The 12,345-nt window shown below is 58.0% G+C and carries 11 protein-coding genes and 1 tRNA gene; 8 read left to right on the forward strand and 4 right to left on the reverse strand.

Features of this window, described 5'->3' with window-relative positions:
* Positions 1–256: 256 nt before the first annotated feature.
* Positions 257–333, forward strand: a tRNA-Arg gene (locus tag BCF11_RS25960).
* A gap of 402 nt (positions 334–735) precedes the next feature.
* Here BCF11_RS25960 and BCF11_RS25965 read toward each other — a convergent pair.
* Positions 736–1,524, reverse strand: coding sequence for a hypothetical protein (locus BCF11_RS25965; RefSeq protein WP_143751526.1), 789 nt, complete (start codon positions 1,522–1,524; stop codon positions 736–738).
* 483 nt (positions 1,525–2,007) lie between these two features.
* Between BCF11_RS25965 and BCF11_RS25970 the strand changes: the two genes are divergently transcribed.
* The gene (locus BCF11_RS25970; RefSeq protein WP_098497757.1) at positions 2,008–2,406 is read left to right on the forward strand and encodes a hypothetical protein; all 399 of its coding nucleotides are present in this window, start codon (positions 2,008–2,010) and stop codon (positions 2,404–2,406) included.
* A gap of 436 nt (positions 2,407–2,842) precedes the next feature.
* Here the strand turns inward: BCF11_RS25970 and BCF11_RS25975 are convergent, their stop codons facing one another.
* Positions 2,843–3,025 carry a hypothetical protein gene (locus BCF11_RS25975; RefSeq protein WP_098497758.1) on the reverse strand — a complete coding sequence of 61 codons (183 nt, stop codon included), beginning with the start codon at positions 3,023–3,025 and terminating at the stop codon, positions 2,843–2,845.
* 279 nt (positions 3,026–3,304) lie between these two features.
* Here BCF11_RS25975 and ompR point away from each other — a divergent pair, with 279 nt between their 5' ends.
* On the forward strand, positions 3,305–4,060 hold the full coding sequence (gene ompR / locus BCF11_RS25980; protein ID WP_098497990.1) for a two-component system response regulator OmpR: 756 nt from the start codon (positions 3,305–3,307) through the stop codon (positions 4,058–4,060).
* A 54-nt stretch (positions 4,061–4,114) separates the two neighbouring features.
* Complete coding sequence (locus BCF11_RS25985) at positions 4,115–5,452, forward strand: sensor histidine kinase (protein ID WP_098497759.1); 1,338 nt, start codon at positions 4,115–4,117, stop codon at positions 5,450–5,452.
* Between the two features lie 11 nt (positions 5,453–5,463).
* On the opposite strand, the gene ispF is transcribed toward BCF11_RS25985, so the two are convergent.
* Both ispF and ispD read right to left on the reverse strand, forming a co-directional pair.
* Positions 5,464–5,949, reverse strand: a complete 486-nt coding sequence (ispF, locus tag BCF11_RS25990; protein ID WP_098497760.1) for a 2-C-methyl-D-erythritol 2,4-cyclodiphosphate synthase — start codon at positions 5,947–5,949, stop codon at positions 5,464–5,466.
* A 10-nt stretch (positions 5,950–5,959) separates the two neighbouring features.
* Positions 5,960–6,658 (reverse strand): 2-C-methyl-D-erythritol 4-phosphate cytidylyltransferase, encoded by a 699-nt coding sequence (gene ispD / locus BCF11_RS25995; RefSeq protein ID WP_098497761.1) that lies wholly within the window; start codon positions 6,656–6,658, stop codon positions 5,960–5,962.
* A gap of 264 nt (positions 6,659–6,922) precedes the next feature.
* Between ispD and mfd the strand changes: the two genes are divergently transcribed.
* The 4 genes from mfd (at position 6,923) to BCF11_RS26015 (ending at position 12,301) form a co-directional block, all read left to right on the forward strand.
* A complete protein-coding gene (gene mfd, locus BCF11_RS26000; RefSeq protein ID WP_098497762.1) occupies positions 6,923–10,369 on the forward strand; it encodes a transcription-repair coupling factor in 3,447 nt (1,148 codons plus the stop codon).
* Positions 10,370–10,415: 46 nt separating this feature from the next.
* On the forward strand, positions 10,416–11,276 hold the full coding sequence (gene serB, locus BCF11_RS26005; protein ID WP_098497763.1) for a phosphoserine phosphatase SerB: 861 nt from the start codon (positions 10,416–10,418) through the stop codon (positions 11,274–11,276).
* Positions 11,277–11,336: 60 nt separating this feature from the next.
* The gene (locus tag BCF11_RS26010; RefSeq protein WP_098497764.1) at positions 11,337–11,699 is read left to right on the forward strand and encodes a DUF4870 domain-containing protein; all 363 of its coding nucleotides are present in this window, start codon (positions 11,337–11,339) and stop codon (positions 11,697–11,699) included.
* A 68-nt stretch (positions 11,700–11,767) separates the two neighbouring features.
* The gene (locus tag BCF11_RS26015) at positions 11,768–12,301 is read left to right on the forward strand and encodes a GNAT family N-acetyltransferase (RefSeq protein ID WP_098497765.1); all 534 of its coding nucleotides are present in this window, start codon (positions 11,768–11,770) and stop codon (positions 12,299–12,301) included.
* The last annotated feature ends 44 nt before the right edge of the window (positions 12,302–12,345 follow it).

Consider the following 12,345-nt stretch of genomic DNA (forward strand, 5'->3'; position numbering starts at 1 on the left):
ATGATAATGATTATTGTTTGATTATAGCACCGGGCGAATTTCCTCATTGCCCGGGCATCCCAGGCAAGCTTCAGCAAAAAAATAGCAATTAATTGCAGAAAAGGCTTCCCATTCTGCAATTGTTCAGGCATAGTAACGGACTTGGTTGAGGGCAAGCAGAAAAAGAAGTTTAGCTCTGCAAGCGAAGCGAAATATGAAGTTTTTAAATATTTCCCTCTTCCAAAATAAACAAAGATCGTATATAATTTTGTTTTTCGCGGCTGTAGCTCAGCTGGATAGAGTACTTGGCTACGAACCAAGGGGTCGTGGGTTCGATTCCTGCCAGCCGCACCAGTAATTCAAGGGGTTGCAAGAGAAATCTTGCAACCCCTTTCTGGTTTACATCACCCAATTTCTTACAATTTGCAGCCGGCGTTATTATTAGCCGATGGCATCCGTTGACCAGATAATCTGCTGATACATGCGACGGCGCCTCACATTGAATCGCATCGATTTGCTCAGGTATGCGCTCAAATTATTTCCGAGAAAACCTCGCTGGAAGTTAATATCGCTTGCCGACATACGCGAGAAAACAGCCGCTCTGATTGCGTATCAAGCTGCTCCTTTTTCTGCTGGTCCGCATAGAGCATCTGCTGTGCCGCATGCTTAGGAAAATGCGGCACATCATTCAATTCAGCGACGAATGCGGCACGCGTCTTAACGGCCAGCGAAATCTGGCTTTTGAATGAATCAGCCTCATCGCTCCTCTTTCTGATTATCAGTTGCAGTTCGAACGTAGGTGCCTTTGACGATTCCACCTTCATCTTCTACGATTAATTGATTAGGCTTATTCGAATCAACGCTTACTGCAGCCGTTTTGAATGCCTGAGATAATTTACCCAGCTCCAATATTGCCACAACGATTTTTGTTTTCTTGCCGTCCACTTTGAACCACTTGCGTTCAAGCTCTATTGTGGGAAAAGCCAAACCTATTTCAGTAACTTCAACACCCTTCCAGTCCGGCGTTTGCCTATCGGCTAAGAAGACCTGGCCTGAACTACCAGTTTTCGCGCTCCGAATTTTCCCATTCGAGAATTTAAAATCGACCTCGACATCTTTCCATCGCATTCCGATTTTCGGAGTACCTGCTACAAGCCCCATCAGGACAGGTTCCTGAGCACCTTTCGTAAAATCAGAATCAAGCTGATCAATTTGCTGAATTTCGCTAAAGTATGGCGGTGACTGATCTGCATTCAAATAGACTTGATTCCCTGTCACAGACCAAGCCCCATCCGCCTGTGCGTCCGTGCCGCCATACATAGCAGCATATTTAAAGTGATGATCGACTTGCAGAATAATGTCTGCTGCGGCCTCACGTGCACCTTTCAGAGAGTAATGCCCTACTAGCGACGAACCGACATTCATATCAGTTGCTTGCCCCAATACGGGCATGAACTGTGCGAATAGGGCAACAGCGAAAGTACAAGGTTTAAATAATCTGGAGAAATTCATAGCATCTTTTATTTTATTTAATATGCATTGCATGAGTGATTCGGATATCAGCGCGTCGTCTGACAGCAATTCGATTTTATAAGAAAAGTCCCTGCTTAAACCTTCGACTGCTTCGAGCTTATTAATCAGCAGCTCGGCCTGCGGACCGTCGTTGTTGACGAACGAAACCCGCAGGATACTTTGAGGACCGCCTCATGCACTACGCTTAGGAAGCCAATATCCAACGGCTTTTCGTCGTCTGGAATATCAGCTATCGACGTGTATTTCTTCGAAAATTTAGAAATCGATATATCCCAACTCATGGATGTGCTCCTGTCCGTTCTTACCAGATCACATGCCAATCGCTTTACGAAGAAGCTGAATGACTGCGACCTCCTCCCAACTTTTTCACGGCTTTGCCGATCAACGGCGATAGATTCGCAATGCCCCCACTAAACGGACAGTCGCCCTTGTGCAATCATCAAAACTACCCTAGTTTACAAAGAGTAGCAACCAGATTGAACAAGGAGGATGTCAATGAAAAAACTTCTCTTGTTTGTAGGTTGGGTATTGTTCACGAGTGCCACGACGGCACACGCTCAAGAAAAATCCTATATCGTCGGTGATGAACTTAGCCAGTTTGTCAGCCAGCCGGTTTCCGTCATTCGTGCGCAAGACCAGATGAGCTTTCGCTTCCAGTTCAAGAGTGACAGTACGGCGTATCTAAATGTCGGCATCGGCATCTCTGGAACCATAATAAAAAACTACAGCGGCACATGGAAGCTCAATCCGAAGCAAACTTTGGTGTGTACTACCTGGAATTCTGTTGACATCAAAAATTGGTGCTTCGGCTATTACCACGAGGGCGACGGCGTGAAAATGTATACGTATGGCGGCCCGAATAATCCGCACGTTGAGTTTGGGACGGTGAAGTAATCGGCGCCTCAAGATTGTTCTTCATAATGACAATGAGACCGTCAAAAAAAATTCGGGCATGGAGGCACATTCGAAATGTCTAACGTCATCACCGCTGATACCTATGTTCTCCGTGACTGGAACGCAGACTGGTCCCAAAATAGGCGCACAAAAATCATCACTTAAAAGACGGCTTCACTGACTTTCGCGTCCCTTATGCAAGGTGACGAACATTTGCAGTCGCCCCTGCCCAATTAGTCCCGCAGGTTTCCAGCCCCGGCAACTACTTGCATAAATAGTTTCCACGTGGGAACATACCAATTGTGGGTGTTCGCGTACAAGGTCATCAAGCAAAGGCAACGACGGCGATATGCGCAAACCGGCCGCCAATAAAAAAACCGGCGACTTATATCACCGGTTTTTGTCGCGCAAGCAGCGCATGCTCATCCTGTCGAAATCAACGCCGCTGCGGATAGATATCGCGGCCTGCCCTGTCGATCTGCTGGCGCAGGGCGCGCCGCTCATCCGGCGACATGCGGTTGCGCGCATTGCCATCGCCTGGTTCGGCGTTGCGTTCGCGGCCTTGCCACTGTTCGCCTGGCGCAGGACCACGGCGTGGTTCATACTGAGAGGGCGGCATGCGGCGCTCGCCACGCTCCTCAGGTCCCCGGTCGGAACGTGCAGAGGCGCCCATCATTGCCGACAGCAATAATAAACAAACACTGATTTTCCGAAACTTCATCATCATATGGACTTCTTTGCTGTGTGTTCAGGATAACGGTTAAGATTAATCGTCACGAATTCAGTGTAAGCTCCTCGACTTATCGCCATAAGACGATTTTGGTAAAGTTTGTAACACTTTGTAATCCATGGGTCCTAACTGTATTTTTGATGCGCACTCTGAAGTTACCATATGACCATGAATACGATCAACACCCCAACACAAACATCCACTGCCCACCAACATAAAATTCTGGTGGTCGACGACGACATTCGCTTGCGCGATCTGCTGCGGCGCTATCTGACGGAGCAAGGCTTCCAGGTGGTCACGGCGGAGAACGCGCAGGCCATGAACAAGTTGTGGATACGCGAGCGTTACGACCTGCTGGTGCTCGACCTGATGCTGCCGGGCGAAGACGGCCTGGCCATCTGCCGCCGTTTGCGCGGCGCCGGCGACCAGACGCCGATCATCATGCTGACCGCCAAGGGCGAAGACGTGGACCGCATCGTCGGCCTGGAAATGGGAGCGGACGATTATCTGCCGAAGCCGTTCAACCCGCGCGAACTGGTGGCCCGCATCGGCGCCGTATTGCGGCGCAAGGGTCCGGACGAACTGCCGGGCGCGCCGTCGGAAACGCCGCAATCCTTCGAATTCGGCGAATTCGTGCTGGACCTCGGCACCCGCACCCTCAAAAAGAACGGCGAATCGATTCCCCTGACCACCGGCGAATTTTCGGTGCTCAAGGTATTTGCGCGGCACGCACGGCAACCGCTGTCGCGGGAAAAGCTGATGGAGCTGGCGCGCGGCCGCGAATATGAAGTCTTCGATCGCAGCCTGGATGTACAGATTTCGCGCCTGCGCAAGCTGATCGAGCCGGATCCGGCCAGCCCGCTTTACATTCAAACGGTATGGGGGCTGGGCTACGTGTTCATTCCGGAAGGCCAGCCGCGTTGATGCCTGTTTGCGCGGCATGGCTTTTCTCCAACGAAGGTTGCATCGCGTGGTCGCATGGTAACCACTAACCGCCTGGCCTGGCTGAAAAGCGGTCTGCTGTGGCGGACCTTTTTCATGCTGGCGTTCCTGATCACGGTCAGCATGGTGACCTGGATCGCCAGCTTCCGCATCGTCGAGCGCGGCCCGCGGGCGCAGGCGCTGGCGGCGCAGATCATCTCGATCGTCACCATCACCCGCGCCGCCCTCACCCACTCGGCGCCCGACTTGCGGCGCGAGCTACTGTTCGACCTCGCCAGCAACGAAGGCATCCGCATCTATCCGCTGGAAGACACCGACCAGATCGATCCGCCGGTCGACGATTCCATCATGCCGGACCTGGAAAAGGAAGTGCGGGCAAAGCTCGGCAACCAGACCCGGTTTTCTTCCAAGGTCAACGAGATCGGCGGCTTCTGGGTCAGCTTCAAGATCGACGGCGATGAATACTGGCTGGTGCTGGACCGCGAGCGGGTCGAGCGCGGCTCCGGCGTGCAATGGCTGCAATGGGCCAGCGTGGCGCTGATACTGTCGTTGCTGGGCGCGATGTTCATTTCGACCCTGATCAACCAGCCGCTGTCGCGCCTCACGGCTGCCACCCGGGCGGTGGCCAAGGGCTTGCAGCCGGACCCCTTGCCGGAAACCGGCCCGACCGAAATTGAAGAGGCCAACCGCAGCTTCAACCAGATGGTCAGCGATTTGCAGCGCATCGAATCGGACCGCGCGATCATCCTGGCCGGCATCTCGCACGACCTGCGCACGCCGCTGGCGCGCATGCTGCTGGAAGTGGAAATGGCGAACCTGTCCGACGACGCCCGCAGCGGCATGCAATCCGACCTGGCGCAGATGGATGGCATCATCGGCCAGTTCCTGCATTACGCCAAGCCGACCGACACCAGCAGTTTCGAGCGGATCAACCTGAGCGAACTAATCGAGAATGTAGTGCAAACGGCGGAACGCCAGTCTGATATCCGTATCCTGGCCCAGATCGCGCCGGATATCCATGTCTCCGGCAACGAGACCGAACTGCGCCGCGTGCTGAACAATGTCATCGAGAATTCCCGCCGCTACGGCAAGAAGGACGGCGACGACTGCGTCACTATCGATATCAACTGCCAGGCGCGCCAGGACCGGGCTATCGTGATCCTGGCCGACCACGGCCCCGGGATTCCCGATAGCGAAATAGACCGCTTGCTGCGGCCGTTCACCCGCCTCGACGTCGCCCGCGGGCAGGCCAACGGTTCCGGCTTGGGGCTGGCGATTGTCAGCCGCATCGTCAAGCAGCACGGCGGCAAACTGCGCCTCAGCAACCGCGAAGGCGGCGGCTTGTCGAGCCAGATCGAACTGCAGCTGAGCTGACTTTTATTTAATCAGCGTGCGAACAGCAAGGCCACGGCTTCCGCCGCAATGCCTTCTTCCCGTCCCAGGTAACCCAGCTTCTCGTTGGTCTTGGCCTTGACGTTGACCTGGCCGGCGGCGATGCCGCAATCCTCGGCGATATGCGCCACCATCTGCGGGATATGCGGCGCCATTTTCGGCGCCTGGGCGATGATGGTCGAATCGATATTGCCGACCACATAGCCGGCTTCGCCGATCAAACGTACCGCTTCCCGCAGCAGCTTGCGCGAATCAGCACCGGCAAACTGCGCGTCGGTATCGGAAAAATGACGGCCGATATCGCCCAGCGCAGCGGCGCCGAACAAGGCGTCGATGATCGCATGCAGCAGGACGTCAGCATCCGAATGGCCCAGCAGGCCGGTTTTATGCGGAATCGTCACGCCGCCGATGATCAATGGCCGTCCGACCTGCAAGGCGTGGCAATCGTAACCCTGGCCGATGCGAAACTGCTGATTCATGCCCGCTCCTTCATACCTGCTCCTTTAAAAACATTTCTGCCAGGGCGACGTCGTGCGGCAGCGTCACCTTGAAATTACGCGGACTACCCTCGACCAGGCGCGGCCGCAGGCCCAGCAACTCGACCGCGCCGGCCTCGTCGGTGACGGTGCCGGCCAGCGTCAAGGCGCGCACCAGCAGCCCATGGCGGAACATCTGCGGCGTTTGCGCCGCCCACAGCCCGCTGCGCTCGACGGTTTGCGCCACGCGCGCATTCTGGTCGCCGCGCTTGAGGGTATCGACCACCGGCAGTGCTAGCAAGCCGCCCACCCGGTCATCTTTCAAGGCCGCGATCAGATGCGCGATCAAGCCTTGGGTCAGGCCAGGGCGGGCGGCGTCGTGCACCAGCACCCAGTCGTCCTCGCCCACCTGCTCCTTGATCGCCTGCAAGCCGTTCAGCACCGATTCATGGCGGCTGGCGCCGCCCTGGAACAGTACCGTCACCCGCCCCTGCAAATGCGGCGCGGCCGCCATCAGGCCGGCGATATAGCCGTCATCGGGGCTGACCACCACGAATACGTGGCTGATCTCGCTGGCGGCGGCAAATGTCGTCAGGACATGCGCCAGCATCGGCTGGCCGGCCAATGGCATATATTGTTTCGGGATCGCGGTTCCCAGCCGGGCGCCGACACCGGCAGCGGGAATCAGCGCAAAATAAGGGGATGCATTCATGCGCAATGGGCTCGCTGGAGTTGCTGAAGAAATGTCATGAATAATTTAGATAAATAGCGAAAAACCGCGCATAGCCTGCATTCCGTGGCGGAAATCGGCAATTCAGCCCGTGGTTTATAATGCGGCTCTGAATTTTAACTGTCAAATCAGGCGTATTGTGGCTTTTTTTGACCATGCAAGACCACCGGCAGGCCATGTGCATCCCATCGGTTGCGTCATCGCTTGCTTCAGCGCTTGCCTTACGTTTCATGTTAACAGGCTCTAATGTCCCTTGATCTAGAAAAATTGCTGCCCAAGCCAGCCACGCGCTTCGCCCTGCCGGCCCTGCACGGCTCGGCCGATGCCTACGCCCTGGCGCAGGCCGCGCTGGCGCTCAAGCCGCAACAACGCATGCTGGTGGTAATCGTGGCCGACGCCACCGACGGCCAGCGCCTGCGCACGGAAATTCCGTGGTTCCAGGCCAGCGGCGAGCAGCCCAACGGCTTGCGCTGCCATTTGCTGCCGGACTGGGAAACCCTGCCCTACGACGCCTTTTCGCCGCACCAGGACCTGGTGTCGGAACGTCTCGCCACGCTATATGAAGTGCAGAGCGGCCAGTGCGACGTCTTGCTAGTGCCTGCCACCACGGCGCTGGTGCGGATGGCGCCGCCCTCTTTCCTGGCCGGCTACACCTTCTTTTTCAAGCAAGGCGAGACGCTCGATGAAGCGCGCCTCAAATCGCAGCTGACGCTGGCCGGCTACAGCCATGTCAACCAGGTCATGTCGCCCGGCGAGTATTCGGTGCGCGGCGGCCTCATCGATATTTTCCCGATGGGTTCGGTGCTGCCCTACCGGCTCGACCTGTTCGGCGACGCCATTGAAACCATCCGCACCTTCGACGCCGACACCCAGCGCTCGCTCTACCCGGTGAAGGAAGTGCGCCTGCTGCCGGGCCGCGAATTCCCCATGGACGAAGCCGCGCGCTCGGCTTTCCGCAGCCGCTGGCGCGAAGTGTTCGAAGGCGATCCCTCGCGTTCGGCGATCTACAAGGACATCGGCAACGGCATCGCCTCGGCCGGCATCGAGTACTACCTGCCGCTGTTCTTTGAAGATACCGCAACCCTGTTCGACTACCTGCCCGAGAACGCCACCTTCGCCCTGGTGGGCGACATCGACGGCGCCATTCAGCGCTTCTGGGGCGATACCCAGTCGCGCTATAAATTCCTGAAATCGGACCGCGAGCGGCCTCTGCTGGCGCCGGAAGCCCTGTTCCTGACCGCCGAAAATTTCTTCGGCCTGGCCAAACCCTTCGGCCGCTGGGTGATCCAGCACAGCGACGCCGCCTCCGACCTGTCGGCGCCGATTCCGAATATCGCCGTCAACCGCCGCATCGACGACCCGCTGACCAACCTGCGCTCTTATCTGCTGCAGAGCGGCAGCCGGGTCATGATCTGCGCCGAAACCAACGGCCGCCGCGAAACCTTGCAGCAGTATTTCAATGAATACGACCTGCCGCTGGCCTTGTGCGACGGCTACGCCGATTTCATCACCTCGAAACACCAGCTGATGCTGGGCGTGGCGCCGCTGCACGCCGGCTTCGAGCTGCCTCAGCTAACCTTGACCTTCATCACCGAAACCGAACTGTATGCAGGTTCCGGTCGCAGGATAGGCAAGAAGAAGCAGGAAGGCGCGACCCAGGTCGAATCGATGGTGCGCGACCTGTCCGAGCTGAAGATCGGCGATCCGGTGGTGCATATCAATCACGGCATCGGCCGCTATATGGGCCTGCTCAGCATGGACCTGGGTGAAGGCGAGACTGAATTCCTGCATCTGGAATACGCCAAGGACACCAAGCTGTACGTGCCGGTCTCGCAGCTGCACGTGATTTCGCGCTACTCAGGCGCCTCGCCGGAAGACGCGCCGCTGCATGCGCTCGGCTCCGGCCAGTGGGAAAAGGCCAAGCGCCGCGCCGCCCAGCAAGTGCGCGATACCGCGGCCGAACTGCTCAATCTGTATGCACGGCGCGCGGTGCGCCAGGGCCACGCCTTCGAATATTCCGCGCACGATTACGAAGCCTTCTCCGAAAGCTTCGGCTTTGAAGAGACCGCCGATCAGGCTGCCGCCATCAATGCCGTTATCAAGGACATGACCAGCGGCAAGCCGATGGACCGCCTGATTTGCGGCGACGTCGGCTTCGGCAAGACCGAAGTCGCCTTGCGCGCCGCCTTTGTCGCGGTGCTGGGCGGCAAGCAGGTCGCCATCCTGGCGCCGACCACCCTGCTGGCGGAACAGCATGCGCAGACTTTTGCCGACCGCTTTGCCGACTGGCCGGTGAAAATCGCCGAACTGTCGCGCTTCCGCTCCGGCAAGGAAATCACACAAGCCATCAAAGGCATGGCCGACGGCACGCTGGACATTGTAATCGGCACCCACAAATTATTATCGGACGATATCAAGTTTTCCCGGCTGGGACTGGTGATCATCGACGAGGAACACCGCTTCGGCGTGCGCCAGAAGGAAGCACTGAAGGCGCTGCGTTCGGAAGTCGACGTACTGACGCTGACCGCCACGCCGATCCCGCGCACGCTCGGCATGGCACTGGAAGGCTTGCGCGAATTCTCCATCATCGCCACCGCGCCGCAAAAGCGCCTGGCGATCAAGACCTTCGTCCGCAGCGAAGGCGAATCGACCATCCGCGAAGCGTGCCTGCGCGAGCTGAAACGCGGCGGCCAGGTCTACTTCCTGCACAATGAGGTGGAAACCATCCAGAACCGCAAGGCCATGCTGGAAGCCTTGTTGCCGGAGGCGCGCATCGCCGTCGCCCACGGCCAGATGCACGAGCGCGACCTGGAAAAGGTGATGCGCGATTTCGTCGCCCAGCGTTTCAACATCCTGCTCTGCACCACGATCATCGAAACCGGCATCGACGTACCGACCGCCAACACCATCATCATGCACCGCGCCGACAAGTTCGGCCTGGCGCAGCTGCACCAGTTGCGCGGCCGCGTCGGCCGCTCGCATCACCAGGCTTATGCCTACCTGCTGGTGCATGACGTGCAAGGCCTGACCAAGCTGGCGCAGCGCCGCCTGGACGCGATCCAGCAAATGGAAGAACTGGGCAGCGGCTTCTACCTGGCCATGCACGACCTGGAAATCCGCGGCGCCGGCGAGGTGCTGGGAGACAACCAGTCCGGCGAGATGCACGAGATCGGCTTCCAGCTGTATTCCGACATGCTGAATGAAGCGGTGCGTTCGCTGAAGAACGGCAAGGAGCCGGACCTGGCGGCGCCGCTGGCCAGCACCACCGAGATCAATCTGCATGTGCCGGCCCTGCTGCCCAACGATTACTGCGGCGACGTCCACGAGCGGCTGTCGATCTACAAGCGGCTGGCCAACTGCAATGCGCAAGACAAGATCGACGACCTGCAGGAAGAACTGATCGACCGCTTCGGCAAGCTGCCGGATCCGGCCAAGGCGCTGATCGAAACGCACCGGCTGCGGATTTCCGCCAAGTCCATCGGCATCGTCAAGATCGACGCCCACACCGATTCGGCCTTGCTGCAGTTCTTGCCGAATCCGCCGATAGACGCCATGCGCATCATCGATCTGATCCAGAAAAACCGCCATATCAAGCTCAACGGCCAGGACAAGCTGCGGATTACCGTCAACATGCCGGACCTGGCGGCGCGCCTGACCCAGGTCAAAGCCACCATCAAAGCCCTGGCCGGATGAGTTTGTTTACCCGATTGTTCATATTTTAGTAAAGCCACAGCGAACCATGAATCTTATCTTGCAAAGCCTGAACGCAGACCGCAGCGCCATTGACCGCATCGCCAGCCTGGCCGACGTTACGGCGGAAGACATCAGCAGCGGCGGCCGCCATGCATGGCGTTGCGCCGGCGTCGCCTATTCCGCCAGCTTGAAAGCACTGATCGATGCCGCCTGCTATGGCGCCTGCATCGATTGCGCCTGGCTGCCAGCGGCGCCGAAACTGGGCGCGAAACTAGCTGACTTTAAATTGCTAGCCATGGACATGGATTCGACCCTGATCACCATCGAATGCATCGACGAGATCGCCGACATGCAAGGCCTGAAGCCGCAGGTCGCGGCAATCACCGAAGCCGCCATGCGCGGCGAACTGGAGTTCAACGAGAGCCTGACGCGGCGCGTTGCCTTGCTCAAGGGCCTGGAAGCCTCAGCCTTGCAGCGAGTGTACGACGAACGGCTGCAACTGTCGCCGGGCGCGCAAACCATGCTGACGGCGGTCAAGGCGGCCGGCATCAAGACCTTGCTGGTCTCTGGCGGCTTTACCTTTTTCACCGATCGCATGAAAGACGCTCTCGGCCTCGACTACGCCCATTCAAACGTGCTCGAAATCGTCGACGGCAAGCTGACCGGCAAAGTGGTCGGAGGCATCGTCAACGCCGAGGAAAAGAAAAACACGGTCGAGCGCGTCTGCGCCGAACTGAATATCGCCCCCAGCCAGGCGATCGTCATGGGGGACGGCGCCAACGACCTCAGCATGATGAGCATCGCCGGCCTCTCGGTGGCCTTCCGCGCCAAGCCGGTGGTGAGAGAAAAAGCCAGCGTGGCCTTGAATTTTGTCGGTTTGGATGGCATCTTGCCTATATTGGCGTGATTTCCCAGGAAATCGGCGCCGACGGTAACGTTAAATCCTGAATAACATAGAAGGAAAAACATGGCCAACGAACTGGTTTTCGATAACAAGCTGCACTCCGAGAAAAATCTGGCCTGGTGGCTCTATTTCGCTCACGCCGCCAGCCTGCTGTTCTCGCTCGGAACGCTTTCCTGGATCCCCTTGATCATCAACTACGTCAAACGCCAGGATGCGGCAGACACGTTTGTGTATAGTCACCACAACTGGCAGATCCGTTCGTTCTGGTGGTATCTGCTGTGGGTGGTCGTCGGCGGCGTGCTGTGCCTGACCTTGGTCGGGATTCCACTGGCGCTGGTGGTGTGGGGCCTGGCCTGGCTGTGGAAGGCCTACCGCCTGATCAAGGGCCTGGTAGACCTGAACGACAACAAGGCAATGCCTGCCTGAACTGGCGCAACACTGCCCGCTGCTGCGGGCAGTGGCAGCATCATCATTCCCTCACATAGCTTCCAGGCATGAGCAATACCCTCGTTTCACCTGTCCGGCCCATGCTTGCCGGCGACATCTCGGCCGTCATGCGGATCCAGGCCGAGTGCTATCCGCCATCGATGCTGGAAGCAGAAGACGTATTCCGCGCCCGTCTGGCGCTGACGCCAGCCACCTGCTGGATCTGGTCGCCGGCTCCTGATAACGCGGCAGCTTATCTATTCAGCTATCCGTCCCGCAAAGATGCAATCACCCCGCTCGGCGCCCAGTTCAAGCTGGCCGCGGCGCCGGATTGCCTGTACCTGCACGACCTGGCCGTCGCGCCAGACGCCCGCGGCCAACGCGCAGCCAATGCACTGGTCGCGGCAGCGCTCGACCATGCGCGCGCAGAAAACCTGGAGTGGAGCGCGCTGGTGTCGGTGCAGCAATCGCAGGAATTCTGGGGCAGGCTTGGCTATGCCGCGATCGAAGTCGAACACTCCCCGGTCAAAGAAAACCTCGACAGCTACCGAGTGTCCGGCAGCACACAGGCCGCGATTTATATGCTGCGAGAATTGACCTGACGACCGCTGCGGCGATAAGATGAAACACGGCATAAGCCGCAACA

The sequence above is a fragment of the Collimonas sp. PA-H2 genome (assembly GCF_002564105.1).
Lineage (GTDB): Bacteria > Pseudomonadota > Gammaproteobacteria > Burkholderiales > Burkholderiaceae_D > Collimonas.